The 24,621-nt window shown below is 71.0% G+C and carries 22 protein-coding genes and 1 pseudogene; 8 read left to right on the top strand and 15 right to left on the bottom strand.

Going from position 1 to position 24,621, the window contains the following annotated elements; translation table 11 throughout:
• The coding region (locus FJ694_RS31880; RefSeq protein WP_232540321.1) for a transposase at window positions 1-638 on the top strand (638 nt) is incomplete at its 5' end.
• 1,288 nt (window positions 639-1,926) lie between these two features.
• Here FJ694_RS31880 and FJ694_RS36910 read toward each other — a convergent pair.
• From FJ694_RS36910 to FJ694_RS31860, 5 genes are all read right to left on the bottom strand, one after another.
• Entirely contained in the window at window positions 1,927-2,073 is a 147-nt protein-coding gene (locus FJ694_RS36910; RefSeq protein WP_198321106.1) for a hypothetical protein, read from the bottom strand.
• A gap of 81 nt (window positions 2,074-2,154) precedes the next feature.
• Complete coding sequence (locus FJ694_RS31875; RefSeq protein ID WP_157271560.1) at window positions 2,155-2,727, bottom strand: NUDIX domain-containing protein; 573 nt, start codon at window positions 2,725-2,727, stop codon at window positions 2,155-2,157.
• 22 nt (window positions 2,728-2,749) lie between these two features.
• On the bottom strand, window positions 2,750-5,011 hold the full coding sequence (locus FJ694_RS31870; RefSeq protein ID WP_157271559.1) for a xanthine dehydrogenase family protein molybdopterin-binding subunit: 2,262 nt from the start codon (window positions 5,009-5,011) through the stop codon (window positions 2,750-2,752).
• A gap of 30 nt (window positions 5,012-5,041) precedes the next feature.
• On the bottom strand, window positions 5,042-6,037 hold the full coding sequence (locus tag FJ694_RS31865; protein ID WP_157271558.1) for an FAD binding domain-containing protein: 996 nt from the start codon (window positions 6,035-6,037) through the stop codon (window positions 5,042-5,044).
• Window positions 6,038-6,048: 11 nt separating this feature from the next.
• The gene (locus tag FJ694_RS31860; protein ID WP_198321105.1) at window positions 6,049-6,747 is read right to left on the bottom strand and encodes a (2Fe-2S)-binding protein; all 699 of its coding nucleotides are present in this window, start codon (window positions 6,745-6,747) and stop codon (window positions 6,049-6,051) included.
• On the opposite strand from FJ694_RS31860, the gene upp reads away from it, so the two are divergent.
• Window positions 6,746-7,387, top strand: a complete 642-nt coding sequence (gene upp, locus FJ694_RS31855) for a uracil phosphoribosyltransferase (protein ID WP_157271556.1) — start codon at window positions 6,746-6,748, stop codon at window positions 7,385-7,387. The genes FJ694_RS31860 and upp overlap by 2 nt on opposite strands.
• Before the next feature lie 76 nt (window positions 7,388-7,463).
• Here upp and FJ694_RS36905 read toward each other — a convergent pair whose 3' ends face one another.
• From FJ694_RS36905 to lexA, 6 genes are all read right to left on the bottom strand, one after another.
• Window positions 7,464-7,958, bottom strand: a complete 495-nt coding sequence (locus FJ694_RS36905; RefSeq protein WP_198321104.1) for a polyhydroxyalkanoate granule-associated phasin — start codon at window positions 7,956-7,958, stop codon at window positions 7,464-7,466.
• Window positions 7,959-8,038: 80 nt separating this feature from the next.
• Window positions 8,039-8,584, bottom strand: coding sequence for a chromate transporter (locus FJ694_RS31845; RefSeq protein WP_157271555.1), 546 nt, complete (start codon window positions 8,582-8,584; stop codon window positions 8,039-8,041).
• Entirely contained in the window at window positions 8,581-9,174 is a 594-nt protein-coding gene (locus tag FJ694_RS31840; protein WP_157271554.1) for a chromate transporter, read from the bottom strand. The genes FJ694_RS31845 and FJ694_RS31840 overlap by 4 nt, the downstream gene beginning before the upstream one ends.
• Window positions 9,171-10,178: a D-2-hydroxyacid dehydrogenase family protein gene (locus tag FJ694_RS31835; RefSeq protein WP_157271553.1), complete on the bottom strand. Its 1,008-nt coding sequence runs from the start codon at window positions 10,176-10,178 to the stop codon at window positions 9,171-9,173. Before FJ694_RS31835 ends, FJ694_RS31840 begins: the two co-directional genes overlap by 4 nt.
• 163 nt (window positions 10,179-10,341) lie before the next feature.
• Window positions 10,342-10,716, bottom strand: a complete 375-nt coding sequence (locus tag FJ694_RS31830) for a hypothetical protein (RefSeq protein WP_157271552.1) — start codon at window positions 10,714-10,716, stop codon at window positions 10,342-10,344.
• A gap of 378 nt (window positions 10,717-11,094) precedes the next feature.
• Window positions 11,095-11,769, bottom strand: coding sequence for a transcriptional repressor LexA (lexA, locus tag FJ694_RS31825; RefSeq protein ID WP_157271551.1), 675 nt, complete (start codon window positions 11,767-11,769; stop codon window positions 11,095-11,097).
• Between the two features lie 104 nt (window positions 11,770-11,873).
• On the opposite strand from lexA, the gene FJ694_RS31820 reads away from it, so the two are divergent.
• On the top strand, window positions 11,874-12,818 hold the full coding sequence (locus FJ694_RS31820) for an asparaginase (protein ID WP_157271550.1): 945 nt from the start codon (window positions 11,874-11,876) through the stop codon (window positions 12,816-12,818).
• Window positions 12,819-12,893: 75 nt separating this feature from the next.
• On the opposite strand, the gene FJ694_RS31815 is transcribed toward FJ694_RS31820, so the two are convergent.
• Window positions 12,894-13,328 carry an organic hydroperoxide resistance protein gene (locus tag FJ694_RS31815; protein WP_157271549.1) on the bottom strand — a complete coding sequence of 145 codons (435 nt, stop codon included), beginning with the start codon at window positions 13,326-13,328 and terminating at the stop codon, window positions 12,894-12,896.
• Between the two features lie 142 nt (window positions 13,329-13,470).
• Here FJ694_RS31815 and FJ694_RS31810 point away from each other — a divergent pair, with 142 nt between their 5' ends.
• From FJ694_RS31810 to bcsS, 4 genes are read left to right on the top strand one after another with little or no spacing between them, the layout of a single operon-like run.
• The gene (locus tag FJ694_RS31810) at window positions 13,471-15,345 is read left to right on the top strand and encodes a RecQ family ATP-dependent DNA helicase (protein ID WP_157271548.1); all 1,875 of its coding nucleotides are present in this window, start codon (window positions 13,471-13,473) and stop codon (window positions 15,343-15,345) included.
• Between the two features lie 54 nt (window positions 15,346-15,399).
• Entirely contained in the window at window positions 15,400-17,619 is a 2,220-nt protein-coding gene (gene bcsA, locus FJ694_RS31805) for a UDP-forming cellulose synthase catalytic subunit (protein ID WP_157271547.1), read from the top strand.
• Entirely contained in the window at window positions 17,616-19,922 is a 2,307-nt protein-coding gene (locus FJ694_RS31800) for a cellulose biosynthesis cyclic di-GMP-binding regulatory protein BcsB (protein ID WP_157271546.1), read from the top strand. Before bcsA ends, FJ694_RS31800 begins: the two co-directional genes overlap by 4 nt.
• A gap of 1 nt (window position 19,923) precedes the next feature.
• Window positions 19,924-20,649, top strand: coding sequence for a cellulose biosynthesis protein BcsS (gene bcsS, locus FJ694_RS31795; protein WP_157271545.1), 726 nt, complete (start codon window positions 19,924-19,926; stop codon window positions 20,647-20,649).
• Between the two features lie 229 nt (window positions 20,650-20,878).
• On the opposite strand, the gene bcsZ is transcribed toward bcsS, so the two are convergent.
• Window positions 20,879-22,054, bottom strand: coding sequence for a cellulose synthase complex periplasmic endoglucanase BcsZ (bcsZ, locus tag FJ694_RS31790; protein WP_157271544.1), 1,176 nt, complete (start codon window positions 22,052-22,054; stop codon window positions 20,879-20,881).
• 16 nt (window positions 22,055-22,070) lie between these two features.
• Window positions 22,071-22,784 carry a 7-cyano-7-deazaguanine synthase QueC gene (gene queC, locus FJ694_RS31785; protein ID WP_157271543.1) on the bottom strand — a complete coding sequence of 238 codons (714 nt, stop codon included), beginning with the start codon at window positions 22,782-22,784 and terminating at the stop codon, window positions 22,071-22,073.
• Window positions 22,785-22,956: 172 nt separating this feature from the next.
• On the opposite strand from queC, the gene FJ694_RS31780 reads away from it, so the two are divergent.
• The gene (locus tag FJ694_RS31780; RefSeq protein ID WP_157271542.1) at window positions 22,957-24,405 is read left to right on the top strand and encodes a TRAFs-binding domain-containing protein; all 1,449 of its coding nucleotides are present in this window, start codon (window positions 22,957-22,959) and stop codon (window positions 24,403-24,405) included.
• Between the two features lie 78 nt (window positions 24,406-24,483).
• Here the strand turns inward: FJ694_RS31780 and FJ694_RS31775 are convergent.
• Window positions 24,484-24,621: pseudogene (locus tag FJ694_RS31775) on the bottom strand (L-dehydroascorbate transporter large permease subunit); the annotation flags it as partial.

Here is a 24,621-nt window from a genome sequence, read left to right as displayed (position 1 = left end):
GCAAACGTACCCAGCTCGTGCATCAGCATACGACGCAGATATTGAGCATGCAGAATCTGCTGGCACGCAACCTCGGCGCTCAAGCCAGCGGCAACGAAATCAAGAGATTGCGACCCAAAGACATTGAGTCTTTGCCATTACTTGATGAACAAAAGCTGGCGCTCAATGCCAATTTGACTGTCATGTATTGCCTTGAACAACAACTACAAGTCTTGGAGAAGACCATCTTGGCAAAGGCACGTCTGCGTGAAGACTACCAGGCGCTCAGGACGGTGAGCGGTATTGGCGAAGTGCTTGCAATGACCATTGCCTACGAAACGGGCAGTATTGATCGATTTGGAACGCCTGGCGACTTTGCTTCTTATGCTCGCACGGTGAACAGTCGGCGAGAATCAAATGGCAAGAAGAAGGGTTCAGGCAACGCAAAGTGCGGCAACAAGCATTTGGCTTGGGCATTCGTTGAGGCGGCACATTTTGCCATCCGCTACGACGCCACCATCAAGCGCTGGTATCAGAAGAAGTGCGCTAAAACCTTGCCCGTGGTGGCTATCAAGGCAGTGGCGCACAAGCTTGCCAGGGCTTGCTTTCACGTGATGAAGAGTGGCTCCTCATTCGATGCGGGAAAGGCATTTGGATAGCAAGCAACTGATTCAATGGAACAACGGCGGCAGTATTGCCATGGGGTTGGAAGAACCATCAGACCTGATTGCACGCCGTCGTTGATCCCGCCCGATTACAGAGGTTTGCTGCGCCTGCACCGCGAGCCACTTGGGGTTGGATCACTTTTGGGTGAAGCCATGGACCTGTGCGGCTGAAATTTCAGCTGCTTGTTTGGACACGGTGAGGAACAGAAGGTTTTCTGGGGCTGCGAATGCAGCCAGGGGCCTGGCAGCGCGAGTCGCCAAGGTCTTGATCCTGATGGGTGACTGGTGCGCCGCGGGCGTAACCATGAACTGAGAACCAAGTGTGTGGCGAACTTGCTGGGCGGAGATGTTGGTAAAGACGCGCGGGGTGGCGCGGGGATGCGCTCACCCCTATTGACGGAGACGGCTAATGGGTGACCCCGGCTCTTGACCCCGGCTCTATGGGTGCTGCTCCTCAGGAAAAGTATTTGACTTCAAGCTTTGCCGTTGATTATACACGTCCTATAAGGTTTTCGGACACTGTTTCCCGTTCGTCTTAAGGTATCAAAGGATGACCGCCCCGGCCGTGACGCTGCCATCCGAGCCTATCGGGTTCGGCCTTCGATACCTCAGTCCGAACAGTTCACAGAGCCAGAAGTTTCTGGCCTCCGTACCAGCCTGTCGGATTCACCCTTCGATACCTCAGGGCGAACGGGTTGGTGTTTGAAAATCAAATGCGATGCGTATCAATGCCTGAGCGTGGCTTTCTATATGGGGGCAAGAGGTAAGACCTGATCCTGAAACTTGCGAAACTTGACCCCTGCACGTGAGTACCTAGTAAATTGCTAGCGTCCAAATTTGGAGTTGACCTCCTTTTGCACTATTTCTTCTTGCCATCGTAGTGAGACTTCGCGGCTGCGCTTGCAACTGCTCCAAGTACCACCAATGCTGCTTTTCCAACGGTAGATGCGACATTTGAGGCGGCCTCATTTATGCTGGATGTGCATGATGGGCAGAATTCATGGTCATAGACCTCAGTTCCCTTTGCATAGTCATGGCAGCCCGGTGTCCTGCATAGATATATTGGTTGCCCGCATTTTGGGCATTTGCATCTGTCTCGTCTTAAGGTATTGTGTTCTTCGATTATTGCTTCGATGGTTTCCTCGCAAAAGGGGCACTTTCCAAGCTGTTTTGTCGTCATTTTTTGGTTCCCTGTCGATTTAATTATTTTGCGGAGTTTCAAGACTGCATGAAAAGCTCGGCAATTTCGTCTCAATGAATAAGTTGTTGACAAGGTAGTCAATTATTTATTCTTTAACTTCCCCTTCGGCAAAACCGTCGTCATCGGCGGCGTCGGCCGGTCCGAAAACCCCGACGACTCCTTCACCGGACCGGTGTCCTTCTTGGGCTTCTTCGCCATCTTGTTGCTGCGCTGTTCGCCTTTGGGCATGTCGTGCTCCTGGTTGAAGTGGCAATCAATGTAGCTTGACCGGGCGACGGCGAAGCAGGTTTTCCGGCCGGTGTGGCTGATTCATATCAGACCCTTGAGCCGCAGCGCCCCGAAGGCCGCCAGCGTCACGCCGTCCTGAATCACGCCGTCGCGCAGCATGCGTTCGAATTCGGCCAGTGGAAAAGCCCGGCAGATCAGTCCGGCTTCCTCGGCGTCGAGCTGCTGCCCGACCGGCGCCAAATCGGTGGCGAGGAAGACGTTGCAGCGCTGCGTCACCAGCCCGTAGGCGATGAACATGGCATGGACGAATTCCATCCGTCCCGCCGCCAGCCCGGTTTCCTCGCGCAGCTCGCCGCGCGCGACTTCCTCGGCCGGCCGGTCGGGGTCGTCTTCCCAGGCCCCCTGCGGCAGTTCCCAGTAGCGCCCGCCGGCCGGGTAGCGGAACTGCTCGACGAGCCAGATCTGCCCGTCCTGCACCGCCACAATGGCGGCGAAATCGGCGCGCTCGACCACGCTGTAAATGCCGGATGAACCGTCGGCGCGCCGGATCGCGTCCTCGCGGACGCGGATCCAGCGGTTTTCATAGACGACGCGCGAGCCGGTGCACACGATTTCCGGCTCGTCGGCGCCGGGCGGATGGTTCAAATTGTCCATCCGCCCGTTGTACCCGCTGCCGCTACAGCAGCGCGTCCAGCGCAATCGGCATGTCGCGAATCCGCTTGCCCGTCGCGTGCCACACCGCGTTGGCGATCGCCGCGGCCACGCCGGTGATGCCGATCTCGCCGATGCCCTTGGCGCCCAGCGCCCCCAGGTGCGCGTCCTCTTCCGGCACCACGATCAGCTCGATGTCCGGAATGTCGGCGTTCACCGGCACGTGGTATTCGCCCAAGTTGGCGTTGGCGATGCGGCCATATCTCGGGTCACGCAGCGAGTGCTCGTGCAGCGCCATCGACACGCCCCAGACGATGCCGCCCAGCAGTTGGCTGCGCCCGGTCTTGGCGTTGAGCAGTTTCCCCACCGCGTAGGCGCCCACGATGCGCGTGACGCGGATCTCGCCCAGCTCGGCATCCACCCGTACCTCCACGAACACCGCGCCGAAGGAGTGCTTGGAAAACTTCTCCGAGTCCGGCCCTGGCGTCGCCATCACCTTCGCTTCCAGCGATCCCGGCTTGTGCCGCGCCGCCAGCGCTTCCAGCGTTTCGCCGCGCGACGGGTCCTGGCCGTGGCGCAACCGGCCCTCCTTGAGCTCGACCAGCTCGTGCTCCACGCCGAACAGCGGCGAGTCCTCGTCGGCCACCGCCAGCTCGACCAGCCGCGTGCGCAGCGCCTCGCACACCGCCAGCACGGCGTTGCCGGCGCTGGCGGCGCTCATCGAGCCGCCGGAGACGGGCGCCATCGGCAGCGCGCTGTCACCGATCTCCAGCGCGATGCGCGCGGGCGGCAGCTCCAGCGTGTCGGCCGCCACCTGCGTCAGCAGCGTCCAGGTGCCGGTGCCCAGGTCGTGCGTGCCGCACTGCACCCGCACCCGGCCGTCGTGCAGCAGCTCCGCGCGCGCCTCGGACTTCATGCGCTTGGACGGGTAGGTGGCCGTCGCCATGCCCCAGCCGACGAGGGCGTCGCCGTCGCGCGTCGCGCCCGGCTGCGAGTTGCGCGCGGACCAGTTGAAGGCCTCCGCGCCACGCGCGTAGCACTCGCGCAGCGTCTTGCTGGAGTAGGGGAGCTTGCGCTCCTGGTCGAAGTCGGAGTGGTTGCGCAGCCGGAACTCGACCGGGTCGATGCCCGCCGCGTGCGCCAGCTCGTCCATGGCCGACTCCAGCGCGAAGCTGCCCGTGCTCTCGCCCGGCGCGCGCTGGAAGGTCGGCACGCCCACGTTCAGCGGCACGAGCCGGTGCGAGGTCGCGACGTGGTCGCAGGCGTAGAGGAAGCGCGACAGCAGCGCCGAGGGCTCGATCCAGTCCTCGATGCGCGCCGTCTCGGCGTGCACGTGGTGCTCCAGCGCCGCGAGTTTTCCATCGCCGTCGGCGGCGAGCCGCAGTTGCTGCTGAGTGAAGGGCCGGTTGCCGACCGGGCCGAACATCTGCGTGCGCTCGACCACCAGCCGCACCGGGCGCTGCACTTCGCGCGCCGCCATCGCGGCCAGCACCACGTGCGACCAGGCGGAACCCTTGCTGCCGAAGGCGCCGCCGACGAAGGGGTTGATGACCCGGACCTTCTCCTGCGCAATGCCCAGCCGCTTCGACACCGTCTCGCGCACGCCGTGCACGTACTGGGTCGAATCCCACAGCGTCAATTCGTCGTCGTCCCACACCGCCAGCGTGGCGTGCGTCTCCAGCGGGTTGTGGTGCTCCAGTGGCGTGGTGTAGGTCGCCTCATGCCGGTGCGCGGCGGAAGCAAAGCCGCCGGCCGGGTCGCCGCGCGCGCTGTCGGGCTGCTGGCCCTGCGCCTCCTTGGGCGGATGCGCCTCGGCCTTGGCGGCCTCGAAGTCCAGCTGCGGCGTTTCCTCCTCGTACGCCACGCGCAGCAGCCGCGCCGCGTGGCGCGAGGCCTCCAGCGTCTCGGCCACCACCACGGCGATGGGCTGGCCGTCGTAGTGCACGCGGTCGTCCTGCAGCAGCGACAGCACGCGCCCGGCCGGCGGCTTCACGCCCGCCTGGCCGCCTTCGGGCAGGCGCGGGGCGTTGAAGGGCGTCATCACGTGCAGCACGCCGGGGTGCGCGAGCGCCGCGGCCGTGTCGATGGACCGCACCCGCCCGGCGGCGATGCGGCTTTGCAGCATCGTGGCGTGGGCGAGGTTGGGCGCGTCGAAGTCCGCGGCGTAGCGGGCCTCGCCGCAGACCTTCAGCGGGCCGTCCACGCGCGAGAGGCCGCCGCCCAGGCGGCCGTCGGGCTCGTTCAGGCCCACGGGCGTGACGGTCTGGGGAGTGGGGGATGCTTCCATGGCGGGAATCCGTCTTCAGCGCAGGCGCTGTCAGAGCGTGCTGCCGCGGGCGGCGCGCGCGATGGCGCGGCGCACGGCGCGGCGCGCCAGCTCGATCTTGAAATCGTTGTCGCCGTGGCCACGCGCGCCGGCCAGCAGCGCGTCGGCGGCGTCATTCGCAGCGGCGTCGTCGGGCAGCCGCCCGGCCAGGGCGGCTTCGGCCGCCTCCACCCGCCATGGCTTGTGGGCCACGCCACCCAGCGCCAGCCCGGCGCGCGTCACGCGCCCGGCCTCGTCCAGCTCCAGCGCCACGGCCACCGACACCAGCGCGAAGGCATAGCTGGCGCGGTCGCGGATCTTCAGGTACTGGCTGTGGCCGGCCGCATTCGAAGGCGGCAGCTCCACCGCCACGACCAGCTCGTCCGGCTCGATCTCGGAATCGCGCTCGGGCCTGTCGCCGGGCAGCCGGTGGAAATCGCCGATGTCCAGCGTGCGCTCGCCGCGGGCGCTCCTGAGCAGCACGCGCGCGCGCAGCGCCGCCAGCGCCACGGCCATGTCGGAGGGGTTCGTGGCGATGCAGTGCTCGCTTTGCCCAAGGATGGCGTGCTGCCGGTTGAAACCTTGCAGCGCGTCGCAGCCGCTGCCCGGCTCGCGCTTGTTGCAGTGGCGGAAACCGTCGTCGTAGAAGTAGTGGCAGCGGGTGCGCTGCAGCAGGTTGCCGCCGACGGTGGCCATGTTGCGCAGCTGCTGCGTGGCACCGGCCAGGAGGGCGCGCGACAGCAGCGGGTAGTTCGATCGCACCTCGGGGTGGTCGGCCGCGTCGCTGTTGCGCACGCCGGCGCCCAGGCGCAGGCCGCCGTCGGGCAAGGTTTCGACCTGGTCCCAGGGCAGGCGGCTCACGTCGATGAGCTTGCACGGGCGCTCGATGCCGCCCTTCATCAGGTCGATGAGGTTGCTGCCGCCGGCAATCGCCTTGGCGCTGGGTTGCGCCATCAACCGCAGCGCCTCGTCGAGGGAGGCCGGGCGCTCGTAGAGGAAGGCGTCCATCGGCTTGCCCTTCAGCCCTGGGCGCCGGCGGCCGGCGCATCGAGCACCTGGCGCACCGCGCGCACGATGTTCGGGTAGGCGCCGCAGCGGCACAGGTTGCCGCTCATGCGCTCGCGGATCTCGGCGTCGGAGAGCGGGGCGGCGTCCGCGCGCTGCAGGTCCGGCGTGACGGCGCTGGCGCGCCGCTCCTTCACTTCCCTGAGCAGCGCCACGGTCGAGCAGACCTGGCCCGGCGTGCAGTAGCCGCACTGGAAGGCGTCGCACTCGACGAAGGCCTGCTGCACCGGGTGCAGCGCGTGGGGCGTGCCCAGGCCCTCGACGGTGGTGACCTCGCGACCCTCGCACATCACCGCCAGCGTCAGGCAGCTGTTGACGCGGCGGCCGTCCACCAGCACGGTGCAGGCGCCGCACTGGCCGCGGTCGCAGCCCTTCTTGGTGCCGATCAGCTTCAGGTGCTCGCGCAGCGCGTCGAGCAGCGTGACGCGGGTCTCGACGCTGAGCTCGTGCGGCTGGCCGTTGAGCGTGAAGGCGACGCGGCAGCCGGGCGGCGCTGCGGGGGCCGCGGCGGTGGAGGCCGTGGCGGGGGAGACGGGCTGGTCCATGGCGGGCTGGGGCGCGGCGTATCGCGCCGCAAGGCATGCGAAGGTCCGGCTCCCGGGCAAGGGTCGTTCCCAGGTTCGGGGGAGGCCCGGGTTTAGACTTCCGCCCATGCCCACGATTGACGTCACCCACCCCCTGGTGAAGCACAAGATCGGCCTGCTGCGCGAGGCCGGCATCTCCACCAAGAAGTTCCGCGAGCTCACCCACGAGCTCGCCCGCTTGCTGGCCTACGAGGCCACCGCCGATTTCCCGCTGCAGAAGACCACCATCGAGTGCTGGAGCGGCCCGGTGGAGATCGACCAGATCAGCGGCCTGAAGGTCACCGTGGTGCCGATCCTGCGCGCCGGCCTGGGCATGCTCGACGGCGTGCTCGACATGGTGCCCAACGCCAAGATCAGCGTCGTCGGCCTGGCCCGCAACCACGACACGCTGCAGCCCGAGCACTACTTCGAGAAGTTCGTGGGGCATCTGGACCAGCGCACCGCGCTGATCGTGGACCCGATGCTCGCCACCGCCGGCTCCATGATCGCCACCATCGACCTGCTCAAGGCCCGCGGCTGCCGCGACATCCGCGCCCTGGTGCTGGTGGCCGCGCCCGAAGGCATCAAGGCCCTGGAGGCGGCGCACCCCGACGTGCGCTGCTGGACGGCCGCCGTCGATTCGCACCTCAACGAGCTGGGCTACATCATCCCGGGCCTGGGCGATGCGGGCGACAAGATCTTCGGCACGAAGGACGAGGAGACGCGCTGACACATCACGGCGCGTTGCGTTGACGGGAATTCACAGGCGGCCTGCGGGCCGCCTTTTTCATGCCGGCGCGGGTGGGTCAACCCGCGTGCTTCTTCGCCTTCGCCGCCGCCGACCGCGCCCCCTTGGGCTTGACCGTCGTCGTCGCCGCCGCCAGCGCCAGCGCCGGCAGCGCGGGCGTGAGGGCCACGTTGGACAGCCGCCTGGCATTGGCCGTCACGCGCTGGTGCACCGGCTTCAGGCCCGCGGCGGTGACGCCGGGCAGGGCGCGCAGCCACGGGCCCGGATCGACCCAGGCCTGCGGCTTCCACCACGCGCCCATCAGCGCCATCGCCGCGTTCTGCTGCGCCTGCCACAGCTGCCACATCACGGCCCAGCCGGCTTCGCCCATCGCTTCGAGCTTTTCCGCGCCCATGCGGTGGAACTCCTGCTGGTCCTTCAGCGAGGGCTTGTGGCCGGCGAGCGCCATGCGCGCGGTGCGGTGCGCGACCACCTGCGGCGCCGATACGGCGATGTCCCACAGCGTCTGCCCGTTGCGCCACCAGTGCGACCAGGTCTGGACCGAATTCGGCATGCGAGGCCTCTTCTTGTTCGTTGAATGGTTGATACGGCCCCGGCAAACCCCGGGCCTGCCTGGAGGATGCCCGCGCCGCCTTACGCCAGGCCCAGCGCGCCGGCGACGGCGCCCGCCGCCACCAGCCACATCGGGCTGATGCGAAAGCGCCACGCGACCACGGCACTGCCGATGACCAGCGCCATCGCGCCCAGGTGCCCGTGCGCGGGCTCGCTCAGCAGCCAGCCGGTCGACAGCAGCAGCGCCACCGTCAGCGGCGCCATGCCGCCGGTGAAGGCGCGCACCTCGCGGCTGTCGCGCCGGCGGCTGCTCCAGTGCGACAGCGCCAGCGTCAGCACGCTCGACGGCAGCAGGATGCCGGCCATGGTGGCGATGGCGCCCGGCGTGCCGCCCACGTGCCAGCCCAGCACCGCCACGAACAGCACGTTCGGGCCCGGCGCGGCCTGCGCGATCGCGATCGACTGGCTGAAGTCGGCGCTGCTCAGGTAACCGTGCTCGCGCACCAGGAAGCGGTGCATCTCCGGCGTGGTGGCGATGGCGCCGCCCACCGACAGCAGCGACAGCATCATGAAATGCAGCAGCAGCTGCACCCAGTCGGCCGGGCCCAGGACGACGCCGGCGCTCATTTCGCGGCCCCCGCCCCCAGCCGCCACCAGGCCCACAGCACCGAGCCCAGCCCGACGCTGCCCAGCACCGCCGGCAGCGGCCAGTGCAGGCCCACGATCAGCAGCAGCGACAAGGCCGCCACCGCCAGCCCCGGCAGCCAGCCCAGCGGGCTCTTGCGCAGCGCGGGCAGCAGCTTCAGCCCGGTGGCGATCACGAGCCCGGCGGCCACCGCCGCCATGCCGCGCAGCGCGCCGGCCACCGGGGCGAGGTCACTGAAGCGGCCGTAGAGCGCGACCAGCGCCATCACGATCAGCGTCGGCACCGCCACCAGCCCCAGCAGCGCGGCGGCCGCGCCGCGCCAGCCGAAATGGCGCCAGCCGAACATGAGCGAGAGGTTGACGATGTTGGGCCCGGGCAGCACCTGCGCCAGCGACAGCAGCTCCAGGAACTCGGCCCGGGTCAGCCAGCCCCGGCGCTCGACCAGCTCGTGCTGCGCCACCGGCAGCACGCCGCCGAAGCCCTGCAGCGCGAGGCGGTTGAAGGCGCGCCACAGCGCCAGCGGGCTCGCGGGCGCCGCCGTTGCCGTCTCGGCCGGCGGCGCCGCGCTCACCGGATCACCTTGAGCGCGTCCGGATTGACGATGTTGATGGGCTGCTTGCGCATCCAGGCCAGCACGTTGTCGAAGGCCGCGCCGAAGTAGAGCTCGTAGCTGTCCTGCTCGACGTAGCCGATGTGCGGCGTGCACACCGCGTTCTCCAGGCGCAGCAGGGGGTGGCCCTGCAGGATCGGCTCGGACTCGAACACGTCCACCGCGGCCATGCCCGGGCGGCCCTTGTTGAGCGCCGACACCAGCGCGTTCTCCTCCAGCAGCTCGGCGCGCGAGATGTTGACGAAGAGGGCCGTGGGCTTCATGCGCGAGAGGTCCTCCAGCGAGACGATGCCGCGCGTGTCGTCGTTGAGGCGCAGGTGCAGGCTCAGCACGTCGCAGCGCTCGAAGAACTCCTGCTTGCTGGCGGCGGCCGCGTAGCCGTCGGCGCGCGCCTTGGCCAGGGACGGCTCGCGGCCCCACACCAGCACCTGCATGCCGAAGGCGCGGGCGTAGCCAGCGACGATCTGGCCGATCTTGCCGTAGCCCCAGATGCCCAGCGTCTTGCCGCGCAGCACCATGCCGATGCCGAAGTTAGGCGGCATCGACGCGGCCTTGAGCCCGGACTGCTGCCAGGCGCCGTGCTTGAGGTTGCTGATGTACTGCGGCAGCCGCCGCATCGCGGCCATGATCAGCGCCCAGGCCAGCTCCGCGGGCGCCACCGGCGAGCCCACGCCCTCGGCCACGGCAATGCCCAGCCGGGTGCAGGTCTCGACGTCGATGTGCGGCCCGACGCGGCCGGTCTGCGCGATCAGCCGCAGCTTGGGCAGCTTCTCCAGCAGCGCGCGCGGGAACTGGGTGCGCTCGCGGATGAGCACCAGCACCTCCGCGTCGCGCAGCCGCACCGACAGCTGGCCGATGCCCTTGACGGTGTTGGTGAACACCTTGGCATTGAGGTGTTCGAGCTTGCTGGCGCAGTGCAGCTTGCGCACCGCGTCCTGGTAGTCGTCGAGGATGATGATGTTCATGGGCAGCGCGGATTCTGCCTGCGCCCATCGGGCCGTCCCATTCAAACGCGTTTCAACGCGCTCGCAAACTGTGTCGCGGTGCGATCGCGCGAGCGCTTCCGGACGCATCCGGACGCTTCCGGGCGGAGCCGCGAGGCTCTCTCGGAAAGGGCTGCGCCGGGTGTCAGGAGCGCCGCGACGCGGCCGGCGCCGAGGCCAGCTTGCGCGTGGTGAAGAGCCGGTCGAGCGCGGCCATGCGCCGCTGCGCCTCGGCCTCGCTGCTGTGCCGCGCCACCAGCCCGAACACGGCCGAGCGCAGGTGCCACAGCTCCTGCAGCCCCGGCGCGCGGCGCACGCGCGCACGCAGCCGCTCGGCTTCCTCGCCCGGCAGGCCCTGCAGCGCGGTGTCGAAGGCCGCGCGCGCCTCGCCGGCCAGCGCGTCCGCGTCCGGCCACAGCCAGCGCATGAGGTAGCGCCAGCGGCTGTCGAAGGTGCCGAAGCTCGCCGGCCCGGGTGGGCAGACCTCGATGCGGCGGCGGGATCGGCGAAAGAACTTCATGGCTCGCTCGGTGGGTTGCCCCGGATTGTCCCGGGGCCCCGCTCGGCGCAAAGCCGTGAAATAAGCCGCTTGACAGTCGCTATTCACCTGTAACGGCAAGTAGCGGCCTGATGAGCCGGAGGTCGGAGGGCTGGCCACCGTACCGTTCGTCCTGAGGTATCGAAGGACGAATCCGGAAGGCTGCATTGCTCGCTGGAGGCTGTCAGCCCATCGTTCCGTTCGCACTGAGGTATCGAAGTGCGAATCCGCCAGGCGCTGACGGCCGGCTGAGCAGCCGGGGCCGTTCATCCTTCGATATCTCAGGACGAACGGGAAACGAGGTGACGGCTGTCTTGAACCAAGGTGAGCCGGCCGCGACGCCGCCGGCCCTGCCTTGGGTCACATCAGCGGCGAGTTGCGGATCAGCCCGACGGCGACGCCCTCGATGGCGAAGTCGCCCGCGCCGGCGGCGACGCGGATGGGCTCGAACTCCGGGTTCTCCGGCAGCAGCTCGATGCCCGCGCGCGTGCGCTGGAAGCGCTTCACGGTGACCTCGTCGCCCAGCCGCGCCACGACGATCTGGCCGTTGCGCGCGTCCTCGGCGCGCTGCACGGCGAGCAGGTCGCCGTCGAGGATGCCGGCGTCGCGCATGCTCATGCCGCGCACGCGCAGCAGGTAGTCGGGCCGGGTGGGGAAGAGCGCGGGGCTGACCTGGTAGAGCTGGTCGATGTGCTCCTGCGCCAGGATCGGGCTGCCGGCAGCCACCCGGCCCACCAGCGGCAGCGACAGCGCGCCGGCCAGCACGGTGGAGGGCAGCGGCGCCTCTTCGGCGCGCGCGGCGCGCAGCGCGCGCAGCGTGTCAGACTTCAGCCGGATGCCGCGCGAGGTGCCGCCCACGAGCTCGATGGCGCCCTTGCGCGCCAGGGCCTGCAGGTGCTCCTCGGCCGCGTTGGCGGAGCGAAAGCCCAGCTGCGCGGCGATCTCGGCGCGGGTGGGCGGGGCGCCGGTGCGCTCGATGGCTTCCTGGACCAGGTCGAACACCTGCTGCTGGCGGGGCGTGAGGTTGAGGTTCATGGGTCGCTCGGCGCTGGGAGACGGACTGCGGGCCGCGGCGCGGGACCGCGGGCGGGAACGGGCATCGGATTCCATCACTGTATTTTCATCCATGGAGTGAGTGCATGCAAAGCCGATTCGTCGTGCTGGGCACCGGCGGGACCATCGCGGGCACCGCGTCGGACACGGCCGACCACCTGGGCTACCAGGCCGCGCAACTGGGCATCGAGACGCTGCTGGCCGACGTGCCGGCCCTGCACGGCTGGCCGGTCGAGGCCGAGCAGGTGGCGCAGATCGACAGCAAGGACGCCACGCACGCGCTGTGGCAGGCGCTGGCGCAGCGCGTGAGCCACCACCTGGCGCGCCCGGAAGTGGCCGGCGTGATCGTCACGCACGGCACCGACACGCTCGAGGAGAGCGCGTACTTCCTGCACCGCGTGCTGGGCGCCGCGGACAAGCCCGTGGTGCTGACCGCGGCAATGCGCCCGGCCACCGCGCTGATGCGCGACGGCCCGCAGAACCTGGTGGATGCGTTCGTGCTGGCCGCCACGCCGGGCGCGCGCGGTGTGCTGGCGGTGATGGCCGGCACGGTCCACGCCGGCGCGGAAGTGCGCAAGCAGCACAGCTACCGCCTCGACACCCTGGCCTCGGGCGACGTCGGCCCGCTCGCCTACGTCGAAGCCGGCCGGGTGCGCCGGCTGCGAGACTGGCCGCAAGGGCAGGCGCTGGGGCTGGCCGCGGTCGAGTCGCCGGTGGACGGCTGGCCGCGCGTGGATGTGGTGCTGTCGCACGCCGGCGCGGACGGGCGCATCGTGCGCGCGCTGCTGGCCGCGGGCGTGGACGGACTGGTCGCGGCCGCCACCGGCAACGGCACGCTGCACGCGGCGCTGGACGCCACGCTGCAGGAAGCCGCGGCGCAGGGCGTGGCGGTGCTGGTGGCCAGCCGCTGCGCGCAGGGCGGCGTCATCGCGCAGCCGCACCAGCGCTTCGAAACGGCGGACCTGCTGACGCCGGTGGCGGCGCGGGTGGAGCTGGTCCTGCGGCTGCTGGAAAAGCGGCAGGCCGGCTGAACGAAGAACGGCGCCCGAAGAGGGCGCCGTTGCCGGGTCATCCGATGCCGGCGCTGCGGCCGGCTCGTGGAGGTGTCAGACCACCTTCAGCGACACGTCCACGTTGCCGCGCGTGGCGTTGGAATACGGGCAGACCTCGTGCGCCTCGGCCACCAGCTTCTCGGCGGCGGCGCGGTCCATGCCGGGCACCGAGATCTCCATGTCCACCTGGATGCCGAAGGCGCCGGGCTTGTTGGCGTGCGGGCCGATGGCGACCTTCGAGGTGATCGAGACCTCGCCCGGCAGCTGCAGCTTCTGGCGACCGGCCACGGCCTTCATCGCGCCGATGAAGCAGGCCGAGTAGCCCGCGGCGAAGAGCTGCTCGGGGTTGGTGCCCTGGCCGCCGTCGCCGCCGAGCTCCTTGGGGGTGGACAGCTGCGTCGTCAGCCGTCCGTCGTCGCTCTTGGCCGTGCCGGTGCGGCCGCCCGTGGCGGTGGCGGTGGCGGTGTAGAGGGCTTTCTCGATGGCCATGTGCGTGTCCTCGTTTCTTGTGAAGGGGCTGGCAGTGTAGGAAGGTGAGTGCCAAGCGCACCCGGGAATCATCCCTGCCTCGTTCAAGGGCATGCCGCTTGCCGCCGCAGCCGCATCGACGGCTTTTGCTTCCGCCATCCCCATGAGCGCTTCCCATCTTCCCGCGGCGCTGCGCCGTTCCCTGCGCCGCACCTTCGGACTGCGCGAGCTGCGCGAAGGCCAGCAGGCCGTGATCGAGCGCGTGCTCGCCGGCCAGGACACGCTGGCGCTGATGCCCACCGGCGCCGGCAAGTCGCTGTGCTACCAGCTCCCGGCGCTGCACCTGGAAGGGCGCACCGTCGTGGTCTCGCCGCTGATCGCGCTGATGCAGGACCAGGCCTCCAAGCTGGAGGAGGCCGGCGTCGAGGCCGCGCAGCTCAACAGCGCGCGCCCCGTCTCCGAGCAGAAGGACTCGATGGAGCGCATCGCGCGCGCAGGCTCCGGCAGCGACATCGTCTTCACCACGCCGGAGCGGCTCTCCGACGTGGCCTTCCAGGAGACGCTGCGCCAGGCCGGCGTGGCGCTGCTGGTGGTGGACGAGGCGCACTGCATCTCGCAGTGGGGGCACGACTTCCGCCCGGCCTTCATGGGCATCGGCGCGGCGCTGCGCGCGCTGGGCGACCCGCCGGTGCTGGCGCTGACCGCCACGGCCACCGACCAGGTCATCGCCGACATCCGCCAGCACCTGGGCCGGCGCGAGCTCGACGTGGTGGACACCGGCATCTACCGCCCGAACCTGCGGCTGCAGGTCGCCGTGTGCGACAGCGAGAAGCACAAGTTCGAGGTGCTGCAGCGCGCGCTCGGGAAGACCGACGGCCCGGGCATCGTCTACACCGCCACGGTCAAGACTTGCGAGGAGCTGTACCAGCGCCTGGGCGCCGCGGGCGAGTCCGTGACGCGCTACCACGGCAAGCTGCGCACGGCCGAGCGCCAGGCGAACCAGGAGCGCTTCATGGCCGGCCAGGCGCGGGTGATGATCGCCACCAACGCCTTCGGCATGGGCATCGACAAGGCCGACCTGCGCTTCGTGCTGCATTACCAGCTGCCCGGCAGCCTGCTGGCCTATTACCAGGAGGCCGGCCGCGCCGGGCGCGACGGCGAGGCCGCCGACTGCGCGCTGCTCTACCACCGCCCGGACCGCCAGGTGCAGCAGTTCTTCCTGGCGCGCAGCCGGCCCGATGAGGATGAGCTGCGCCAGGTGCTCGACGCGCTGAGCCGCGAGCCGCTGTCGGTGGCGGCGCTGCTGCAGCGCATGCCCGGGTTCACGCGCCACCGCGCCATGCACGTGCTCACGCTGCTGCGCGACGCGGGCATCGTGCGCGCCAACCGCTCGCGCGCCTGGTCGCTGGTGCCCGGCGCCGAAGGCAAGGACCTCGCCCCGCTGGTGGCCGACCACGACGCGCGCGCCGAGCACGAGCACGAGGCGCTGGAGCGCATGGTGTTTTACGCGCAGACGGGCCTGTGCCGCTGGCGCGTGCTGCTGGAATACTTCGACCAGGAGCCGCCTTTCGAAGGCGAGCACTGTGGTTGCTGCGACAACTGCCTCAACCGCGCGCGGGCGCAGTCGGACGCCGATTCGGCAGCCGTCGCGGCCGGTGCGGCGACCGCCGCTGCGCGCCCGGCGCCCGCGGCCAACGACGCCGTGCCGGCCGAGGCGCTGCAGGAGCAGCCACGCCCCCAGGCCGCGGCGCCTGGCCCGGTGGCTTCCGGGCCGGGCGTGGAAGCGGCGGCCGCCGCGCCCGTGGCGACGCTGCGCAAGCCGGCGGCCAGGCCCGTGCCCTCGGCCAGCGCCGCCTTCCACGTGGGGGAGCAGGTACGCGTGCCGCGCTACGGCAGCGGCACGGTGACCTCGGCCAGCGCCGAGGAAGTCGCGATCCAGTTTCCGGACGGGCGCACGCGGCGTTTCGTCGCGCAGTACGTGCAGCGCGACGAGGAGGGCGCGGCCACGCCGGCGGTGCAGGGAGTGGCGGCGGCTTGAGGGGGCCGAGGCGACAGGGCGCCGGCGCGCCGGGCAGCGGGGGGGCCGGCCCCCATGCCTGAGGCCTCCAGCCGCCGCCTGGGCTTGCCGGACCTGGCCTGGCTGCTGCCCGCCGCCGCGCTGGTGCTGCTGGCGCTGGCGCCCACGACGCTGCGCGCGCAACTGTGGCTGTCGGGCGTGCTGCTGGCGGTGCTGGCGGCCTGCCACTTCGTCGGGCGGCGCGCGCGCACGCTGCGGGCACAGTCGCTGTGGCGGCTGACCGTGATCGGCGCCTGCGCCATCCTGTCGCTGCGCTACATGCACTGGCGCGCCACCGAGTCCATGCCGCTGCAGTTCGGGCTGGCGGCCATGGCCTGCGGGCTGCTGCTGTTCCTGGCCGAGGCCTACGGCTTCGTCAACATGCTGCTGGGCTTCATGATCAACAGCGAGCCGTTCCACCGCCGCAGCCTGCCGCTGCCGCCCGACCCCGCGTCGCTGCCCACGGTGGACGTGTTCATTCCCACCTACAACGAGGACGTGGCGGTGCTGCGCCCCACCGTCATCGCCGCCACGCAGCTGCGCTACCCCGCCGACAAGCTGCGCGTGTGGGTGCTCGACGACGGTGGCACGGCGCAGAAGCTCGCCGACCCCGACCCGGCGCGCGCCGCCGCCGCGCGCGAGCGGGCCGAGGCGCTGAAGGCGCTGGCCGCGCGCTTCGGCGCCGGCTACCTCACGCGCGAGCGTAACCTGCACGCCAAGGCCGGCAACCTCAACGCCGCGCTGGCGCACACGCGCGGCGAGCTGATCCTGGTGCTCGACTGCGACCACATCCCCACCGACGACATCCTGCAGCGCACGGTCGGCTTCTTCCTGGCCGATGAAAAACTCTTCGTGCTGCAGACGCCGCACAACTTCGTCAGCCCAGACCCGCTGGAGCGCAACCTCGACACGCACCACGACTCGCCGGCGGAGAACGAACTGTTCTACGACGTGATGCAGCCGGGCCTGGACTTCTGGGGCACCTCGTTCTTCTGCGGCTCGGCGGCGCTGCTGCGCCGGCGCGTCATCGACGAGCTCGGCGGCATCTCCGGGCGCACCATCACCGAGGATGCCGAGACCACGCTCGACGCGCTGTCGCTGGGCTGGAAGGCCGCCTACTACAACCGGCCCATGGTGTCGGGGCTGCAGCCCGAGACGTTTTCCGGCTTCATCGTGCAGCGCGTGCGCTGGGGGCAGGGCATGTGGCAGATCTTCCTGCTCAAGAACCCCTGGCGGCAGCCACGGCTGCGGCTGGTGCAGCGCATCCTCTACACCAACTTCGCCTTCTACTGGGGCTTCGCGCCGGCACGATTGATCATGCTGCTGGCGCCGCCGACGTACCTGATCTTCGGCGTCAACCTGTGCGACACCACCGCGGAGCAGCTGCTGGCCTATGCCGGGCCGGCGCTGCTGGGCTCGATCGCCTCGACGCAGTTCATCTACGGGCGCGTGCGCTGGCCCTTCGTGTCGCAGCTCTACGAGATCGTGCAGTCCTTCCACGTGCTGCGCGGCCTGGTGGAAGTGGTGCGCCGGCCCACGGCGCCGTCGTTCAAGGTCACGCCCAAGGGCGAGACGCTGCATGCCGACTTCGTCTCCGCGCTATCGCGCCCGTTCTACGTGCTGCTGGCGCTCACGCTCGCGGCCGTGCTGATGGGCCTGCAGCGCTGGGAGGCCGAGCCCTGGAACCATGGCGCCATCGCCTTCGTGATGTTCTGGGCGCTGCTCGACATGCTGCTGCTCATGGGCGTGCTGGGCATCACCTTCGAGCGCCGGCAGTTGCGCAACGAACCGCGCGCGCCGCACGAGGAAGCCGCCGTGCTGCGCAGCGGGCGCCGGCACTTGCCGGCACGCACGGTGGATGCGTCCTCGACCGGGCTGGGCCTGCAACTGGCGCCGCGCGCGGGCGGCTTCGGCGGCCTGGCCGTGGGCGACACGGTGGAGGTCGAGCTGCCGGATCGGCAGGCCAGCCTGCGCGCCACGGTGCTGGGCCTGCGCCCGCGCGGCGACGGCAGCCTGGGCGTCGGGCTGCGCTACGAGTTCGAGTTCCTGGCGCAGGAGCGGCTGGCGGTGGCGCTGGCCTTCGGCTCCAGCGACGACCTGGTGGCCAACAACCGCCGCCGCCATGCCGGGCGCAGCGTGCTGCGCAGCGTCGGCGCGCTGGTGCGGCACGCGCTGGTGCACGGCGTGGACCACCTGCTGCACCTGCGGGCGCAGTGGCTGCGGCGGCGGCAGGAGAAAAGGAGCGTGACGGGATGAAGCGACGGCATGTCATGGGCCAGGGGCTTTCCGTGGTGCTGCTGGGACTCGCGCTGCAGGCCGGCGCGCAGCCCGCCGCGCCGCCTGCGCCGGCGGCGCCGGGTGTTCCTGTGGTGGCGACGGGCACGCCCGCGGCGCCGCTGCCGCCGGGCACCTGGAGCCTGCCGCTGTCGCGGCTGCTGGGCGACGCCGCGCCGCTGCGCGCCAACGGCGCGCAGGCGGAGCTGCGGCTGTCGCTGCCGCTGCCGGCGCTGCTGGCGCCGCGCGAGGCGGTGCTGGAACTGGCCGGCGCGGCCTCGCAGGCGCTGCTGCCCAGCTCGCAGCTGGCCGTGGAGCTCAACGGCCGCGTGGTGGGGCAGGCGCGCCTGTCGGGCCAGAGCGCGCTGCGGCTGTCGGTGCCGCTGCCCGCGGAGCTGCTGCGCGAGGGCTACAACGACGTGCGGCTGCGCTTCGCGCAGCATTACACCGACCGCTGCGAGGTCCCGATGGCGCCGCAGCTGTGGACGCAGATCGACCCCGTGGCCTCGCGCTTCGTGGTGCGTGCCGAGGCGCGGGCGGTGCCGCCGCGGCTGGACCGGCTCGACGACCTGTTCGACAGGCGCGACTGGAACGAGGCCCCGCTGGTGCCGGTGCTCACCGCCGCCGCGCCCGACGCCGCGCTGCTGCCGGCGCTGGGCCTGGTGGCCCAGGGCGTGGGCCATCGCTACGACTACCTGCCGGTGCGCATCGCCGCTGGGCGGCTGCCGGCGCGGCTGGAGGAGCTGGCGGCACGGCTGCCGCCAGGTGCACGCGGCGCCGTGGCGCTGGGCACCACGGCGCAGATGGCGCCGCTGCTGGCCGGGCTGGGGCTGCCCGCCGACGCCGGCGCCGTGGCCGCGCTGCGCACGCTGCCGGGCGACGCCACGCGCTTCCTGCTGGTGCTGGCCGGTCCCGACGCCGCGGCGCTGGAGCGGGTGGCGCGCGCCTTCGCCATGCCGCGGCTGCCCTGGCCGGATGCGCCCTGGGCCGCCATCGACCGGCTGGAGATGCCGCCGCTGGGCTCGGTCACCGGCGCGGCGGCCTCGTTGCGGCCGGCGACGCAGGCCTTTCCCCTGAGTGCCCAGGGCTTCAAGACGACGACCTACACCGGCATGGACGCCGGCGGCGCGGTGGTGCACTTCTGGAACCCGGCCTGGCAGGGGCGGCTGCAGGCGCGCGTGCACGTGGCCTACGCCGCGGGCATGGCGCCGCAGTCGGCGCTCAACGTGCTGGCCAACGGCGCGCTGCACGGCTCGATCCCCTTCGACAACCCGGCCGGCGGCGTCTACGACAACTACGCCGTGACGGTGCCCGCCGGCGCCTTGCGCCCGGGCTGGAACACGCTGCAGCTGCAGCCGGTGCTGATCCCGCGCAGCAACGGCGGCGAGTGCCAGTCCTTCTTTCCCGGCAACCTGGCCGCGACGGTGTACGAGGACACCACGCTGCAGACCTTCGGCGGCAGCCCGCTGCAGCGTCCCGACCTGGAGCTGCTGGCCCACAGCGGCCGGCCGCTGCCGGACGTGCCGGTGGGCCTGGGCATGGCGGTGCAGCTCACCGACGCGCAGGACGCCACCGTCGGCGCCGGCCTGACGCTCATCGCCAAGCTGGCGCAGGTGTTCCGCGGCCCGCTGCTGCGCACGCAGCTGGTCGTGGGCGAGGCGCGCGACGCCTCGAACCGGCTCTGGGTCGGGCCCGTGGCGGCGCTGCCCGAAGGCGTGCGCCGTGCAGCCGGGCTGGACGCGCGCGGCGGCCTGCAGGCGCCGGTGCCGCTGATCCAGAGCGCGGGCGTGCCGGTGCGCGAGGGACAGGTGCTGCTGGCGCTGCGCGACCAGCTCGACGCCTTCGGCGCCGCGCCGGGCACGCTGTCGGCGCAGGCCGCCGTGCAGCCGGCACTGGGGGGGCGCAGCGCGGCGGTCACGGCGCTGTCGGGCGGCGACCCGGTGACCGTCTTCACCGCGCTGGACGCGGCGGCGCTGGAAGCCGGGATGCGCGAGCTGGTCGGCCACGGCCTGTGGAGCCAGCTGCGCGGCAGCGTCGCGCTGTGGCGCCCGGGCGAGGCGCGCATGCAGACCGTCACGCCGGAGGACGCGCCCTTCACCGCCTTCTCGCTGCGCGGCGGGCTGGGCTTGTGGATCTCGCAGTACCCGTGGTGGGCGCTGTTCTTCACGCTGGTGCTGCTGGGCGCGCTGGTGTGGCTGCTGCGCGCGGCGCTGGCGCGCTATCGCCACCGCAACCTGCCGGCCCAGCCGGCGCGCCGGCATGACGACCGGACCAAGGAGGCCTGAGATGGTCATCAACCGCACCGCTCGCGCCCTGGCCTTGCTGGCCGGACTTTCGGCCGCCGCTGCCTCCGCGGCCCATGCCCAGGAAGCCGCGCCGCTGGCGATCGCCGGCGTGCAGGCCTCGGCGCTGGGCGGCTACGGCTACCTGGGCGTGATTCAGCCCTTTGCCGGGGCGAAGCTGGGCGAGGGCTGGTTCCACCGCACCGTGGCCAGCTGGCTGACGTACCGCTACGACGCCACGCCCGGCGGCACGGCGCAGCGCGTGCACGCGCGCGCGCCGGGGCTGGACTTCGGGCTGGGCCGCGCCTGGAGCGCGCCGGACTGGGGCGTGGAGCTGTCGGCCGGCGTCGGGCTGCGCCACACGCGGCTGCGCCCGGACGACCCGGGCAACGACGCGCGCGGCACGCAATGGGCCTTCACGCCGCAGCTGATCGCGCGGCGCCAGTTCACGCCCGCGCTCGACGGCGACCTGATCGCCTCCTACAGCGCCGGGCCGAACAGCCGCTTCCTGCGCGCGCGGCTGGGCGCGCGTGCCGGCGCCTCGGGCTGGCGGCTGGGCGGCGAGGGGCTGCTGTCGTCGGGGCCGGAGTACCGGCAGGTCGGCGTGGGGCTGTTCGGCGCGCGCTTCTTCGACTCCGGGCTGGCGCTGGAGCTCAGCGCCGGGCGGCTGCGCTCGCGCGAGGGACGCGAGGAGCCGTACGTGGCGATCGGGGTGGCGAAGGCGCTTTGAACGCGTATTGCTCAAGTCAGTGAAGTATTCCGTTCGTCCTGAGGTATCGAAGGATGAACGGCCCCCCCGCTACAAGGCAGCCATCCGGGCCTGTCGGATTCGGCCTTCGATACCTCAGTCCGAACGGCCCGGAGCGCCAGCAGTTCCGAGCCCCCGTGCCAGCCTCACGGCTTCACCCTTCGATACCTCAGGGCGAACGGGTGGTTTCAGAAGCCAATGAATCCTTGAATCAGCGTCCCCACGCCGGCACCAGCCGGCCCTGGACGTCAAAAGCAAAGCGCTCCTCCACCGCGCCGGTGCCAAACAGTGCCAGCGCCTGGTCGTAGTAGGTCGGCGGCTGGCCGATCAGGCCGCCCGGGCAGCCGGCCGGCCAGGCCTCGCCGTCGGCGCTGAGCGCGCGCAGCCGCGCCTGTTGCGCTGCCAGCAGCCGGGTGCGGCCGGTGGCGCGCAGCCACGGCAGCAGCGCCGCCGAGAAGCCCGCGGGCGCGCTGCCCAGCGCCTGGCCGGTGTCGGTGCGCACCTGCCGGGGCAGCTCGGTGCCGGCCTGCAGCAGCGCGGCCATGCCGCGCGTGGCGTGCAGCAGTGCCGGGCGCAGCGGGTCGCCGGGGTGCACGAGGCCGGCCCAGAGGTAGGCGCGGATGGCATCCCAGCTGCCCAGCGGCGGGCTGTCGTCGGCGGCGTGCCAGCCCAGGCGCTCGCTGTGGCGCACCCAGTCTGGCACCAGCCCGCGCGGCGCCACGGCGGCCAGCAGCCGCGGCATGCCGGCGGCGATCGTGTCCCAGGGGCCGGATGCGTCCTCGCGCGCCAGCGCGCGCAGCTGGTGCAGCGCGAGGTAGCTGGGGTTCAGGCGCACCGCGCCGCCGTCCAGTTGGAAACCCAGCGGGCCGGGCAGCAGCGTCGGACCGAAGCCGGGCAGCTCCACCACCTCCTGGTCGCGGATCAGCGCCAGCAGCGCCTGCGCCAGCTCGCGGTGTCGCGGCGCGCGCCACAGGCGGGCCGCCTCGAACAGGGTGTGGGCGAGCCACAGGTCAGCGTCGGCGGCGGCGTTGGCGTCGAGCAGCTTCCACTCGCCGTCGTCGTGCCGGCCCCAGCGCCAGCCCGGCAGCCGCTCGCCCAGCGCGCCTTGCGCGAGGTGGCGGTCGGTCCAGCGCAGCAGCGTGTCGAAGCGCTCGCGCTCATTGGCGACCAGGGCGAAGAACAGGACGTAGGCCTGGCCTTCGGAAGTCGTGTAGCGGGTCTGGTGCTGGTCGTCGATGACGCGGCCGTCGGCCTGGATGAAGCGCCCGGCAAAGGCGCTCCACAGCGGCCAGCCGGCGCAGCGGCGTGCGGCCGCGGCGCTGCCGCAGGCGCCGCCGAGCGCCGCGGCCAGCAGGTGGCGCCGGGTCAGGGCGGGGCGCTGCGGCATGGCGCCCTGGGCGGTGTCAGGCGGAGGCCGCCGCGGCGTGCCAGCGCTCCCAGCCGGCGCGCCGCAGCTCGCAGGCCGGGCACTGGCCGCAGCCGTAGCCCCAGTCGTGCAGCACGGAGCGGTCGCCGAGGTAGCAGGTGTGGGTGTCGCGCCGGATCAGCTCGACCAGCGCCGCGCCACCGAGCTGCTCGGCCAGGCGCCAGGTCTGCGCCTTGTCGAGCCACATCAGCGGCGTCTCGATCACCATGCGGCTGTCCAGGCCCAGCGACAGCGCCACCTGCTGCGCCTTGAGGGTGTCGTCGCGGCAGTCTGGGTAGCCCGAGTAGTCGGTTTCGCACATGCCGCCCACGAGCACGCTCAAGTTCCGGCGGTAGGCGACCGCCGCGGACAGCGTGAGGAACAGCAGGTTGCGGCCGGGCACGAAGGTGTCGGGCAGGCCGTTCTTCCCGTACTCGATGGCGCGCTCGCTCGTGAGCGCGGTGTCGCTGATGGCGCCCAGGATGGACAGGTCCAGGATGCGGTCCTCGCCGAGTCGGCCTTGCCACTGCGGAAAGCGCGTGCGCAGCGCCTCCAGCACGGTGGCGCGGCATTCAAGCTCGACGGCGTGGCGCTGGCCGTAGTCGAAGCCCACGGTCTCGACGCGTTCGAAGCGCTCCAGCGCCCAGGCCAGGCAGGTGGCGGAGTCCTGCCCGCCGGAGAAGAGCACCAGGGCGGAGTTGTGTTGGCTCATCGGAATTGCCTTCGGAGGCCGGGCCGGCGCCGGTGGCGGCAGCGCCCGTCCTGCGCGGCCGGGATTGAAAGCCGGCCATGGTATTGGACTCCGTGGCACGCCTCGGCGATCACCGGTCCCGGCCGTGCCCGCCGGTGGCACAGTGCCGGGGCACCTTACCAGGAGGACGACCATGTCCGAAGGACTGCCCGCCGCTGCCGCTCCCACTGCCGCTGCTGCCACCAACGCCGGCGCACGCCAGACCTGTTTCATCGACATGCCCTTCGGCCGCAAGGTCGATCCCAGGAGCGGCGTGACGATCGACTTCGACCAGATCTACGACACCGGCATCTGCCCGGCGGTGCAGGACGCGGGGCTGCAGTGCGTGCGCGGAGACCGCGAGGAAAGCGGCGGCCTGATACACACGGCGATGTTCGCCCGGCTGCTGATCGCCGAGTTCGTCGTCGCGGACATGACCACGGCCAATCCGAACGTGTTCTACGAGCTCGGCGTGCGCCACGCCGCCAAGCCTTACACGACCATTCCCATCTTCGCCACGCTCGGGGCGCCGCCCTTCGACGTCAACGGCGTGCGGGCGATTCCGTACGAGCTCACCGACGGCAAGCTCACGGCCGAGGCGGCACAGGCGCTGCGCGAGGCGATCCGCAAGCGCATCCAGTTCGCGCTGAAGGGGCCGGCGTCGCCCGACAGCCCGCTGTTCCAGCTCTTCGAGCGCTATCCCGGCGTGACGATGAGCCACGAGGTGACCGACGTCTTTCGCGACCGGGTCGTGTACTCCACCGAGTTCCGCAACCGGCTGGCCGCGGCGCGCGCCCTCAAGCCCCGGGAGGCGGCCGTGGCGGCGCTGGAAGCCATCGAGCGCGATCTGGGCGACGTTGCGGTTTCGGAGCGGGGCGTCGTCGTGGACCTGATGCTGTCGTACCGGGCGGTCGAGGCCTTCGACCACATGGTGGCGCTGTTCGAACGCATGGCCGGCGAACTGCGTGACGCGGCGATGGTGCGCCAGCAACTGGCCTTCGCGCTGAACCGGCGCCGGCAGCCGGGCGACCGCGATCGCGCCATCGCGCTGCTCGAGGGGGTGCGCAAGTCGCATGGCGACAGCGCCGAGACGCTGGGCCTGCTGGGCCGGGTCTACAAGGACCTGTGGCAGGAGGCTCTCAAGCGCGGCGACCTCGCCGCCGAGGGCTGGCTCGAACACGCCATCGAGGCCTACACCCGGGGCTTCGAGGTGGAGCCGCTGGACTACTACCCCGGCATCAACGCGCTGACGCTGCTGCTGCAAAAGGGCGACGCGGAAGCGATGGCCGAGCACCGGCGGCTGGCGCCGCTGGTGACCTTTGCCGCCATGCGCAAGGGCGGCGAGAAGGCCAGTGACTACTGGACGCTGGCAACCATGATCGAGCTGGGCTGCCATGGCCGCGACCTGGCGCTGGCGTCGCGCTGCTTCAAGCGCGCGGTGCCGCTGGTGCAGCGCTCGGCGGAGACGTGGATGCTCAAGACCACGCGCGACAACCTGCGCCTCATTGCCGAGCGCTTCGGCGGGGAAGAAGGCACGCCCGTGGCCGAGCTGGCGAGGCAGTTCGACCAGGCGATCGAGCAGCTGGAGCGGCCGCACGCGTAGGCCGGCGCGCCGCGGCCCGGCCCGGTCTCGGGCCGTGGCGCGGTTGCGCCGGCAACCGCGCCACGGTTCACGGAGGGCTCAGTTGGCCAGCCAGCGGGCCGGCACGATGACGAGGGACGGGAAGAGCACCAGCAGGAACATCACGGCGAACTGCGCCGTCATGAACGGCAGCACGCCGCGCGTGACATCGTCCATCTTCATGCGGCCCACGCCGGC

Origin of the sequence: Azohydromonas aeria, assembly GCF_009760915.1 — a bacterium.
In the GTDB taxonomy this organism is placed as follows: Bacteria; Pseudomonadota; Gammaproteobacteria; order Burkholderiales; family Burkholderiaceae_C; genus Azohydromonas; species Azohydromonas aeria.
Note: the sequence above shows the minus strand (reverse complement) of the source record. Positions and strands in the feature narration are given on the sequence as shown.

Coding starts and splice junctions, on each gene's coding strand:
- FJ694_RS36910 (WP_198321106.1), bottom strand. CDS start 2,073: ATGCCCAAAGGCGAACAGCGCAGCAACAAGATGGCGAAGAAGCCCAAG.
- FJ694_RS31875 (WP_157271560.1), bottom strand. CDS start 2,727: ATGGACAATTTGAACCATCCGCCCGGCGCCGACGAGCCGGAAATCGTG.
- FJ694_RS31870 (WP_157271559.1), bottom strand. CDS start 5,011: ATGGAAGCATCCCCCACTCCCCAGACCGTCACGCCCGTGGGCCTGAAC.
- FJ694_RS31865 (WP_157271558.1), bottom strand. CDS start 6,037: ATGGACGCCTTCCTCTACGAGCGCCCGGCCTCCCTCGACGAGGCGCTG.
- upp (WP_157271556.1), top strand. CDS start 6,746: ATGCCCACGATTGACGTCACCCACCCCCTGGTGAAGCACAAGATCGGC.
- FJ694_RS31860 (WP_198321105.1), bottom strand. CDS start 6,747: ATGGGCGGAAGTCTAAACCCGGGCCTCCCCCGAACCTGGGAACGACCC.
- FJ694_RS36905 (WP_198321104.1), bottom strand. CDS start 7,958: ATGCCGAATTCGGTCCAGACCTGGTCGCACTGGTGGCGCAACGGGCAG.
- FJ694_RS31845 (WP_157271555.1), bottom strand. CDS start 8,584: ATGAGCGCCGGCGTCGTCCTGGGCCCGGCCGACTGGGTGCAGCTGCTG.
- FJ694_RS31835 (WP_157271553.1), bottom strand. CDS start 10,178: ATGAACATCATCATCCTCGACGACTACCAGGACGCGGTGCGCAAGCTG.
- FJ694_RS31830 (WP_157271552.1), bottom strand. CDS start 10,716: ATGAAGTTCTTTCGCCGATCCCGCCGCCGCATCGAGGTCTGCCCACCC.
- lexA (WP_157271551.1), bottom strand. CDS start 11,769: ATGAACCTCAACCTCACGCCCCGCCAGCAGCAGGTGTTCGACCTGGTC.
- FJ694_RS31820 (WP_157271550.1), top strand. CDS start 11,874: ATGCAAAGCCGATTCGTCGTGCTGGGCACCGGCGGGACCATCGCGGGC.
- FJ694_RS31815 (WP_157271549.1), bottom strand. CDS start 13,328: ATGGCCATCGAGAAAGCCCTCTACACCGCCACCGCCACCGCCACGGGC.
- FJ694_RS31810 (WP_157271548.1), top strand. CDS start 13,471: ATGAGCGCTTCCCATCTTCCCGCGGCGCTGCGCCGTTCCCTGCGCCGC.
- bcsA (WP_157271547.1), top strand. CDS start 15,400: ATGCCTGAGGCCTCCAGCCGCCGCCTGGGCTTGCCGGACCTGGCCTGG.
- FJ694_RS31800 (WP_157271546.1), top strand. CDS start 17,616: ATGAAGCGACGGCATGTCATGGGCCAGGGGCTTTCCGTGGTGCTGCTG.
- bcsS (WP_157271545.1), top strand. CDS start 19,924: ATGGTCATCAACCGCACCGCTCGCGCCCTGGCCTTGCTGGCCGGACTT.
- bcsZ (WP_157271544.1), bottom strand. CDS start 22,054: ATGCCGCAGCGCCCCGCCCTGACCCGGCGCCACCTGCTGGCCGCGGCG.
- queC (WP_157271543.1), bottom strand. CDS start 22,784: ATGAGCCAACACAACTCCGCCCTGGTGCTCTTCTCCGGCGGGCAGGAC.
- FJ694_RS31780 (WP_157271542.1), top strand. CDS start 22,957: ATGTCCGAAGGACTGCCCGCCGCTGCCGCTCCCACTGCCGCTGCTGCC.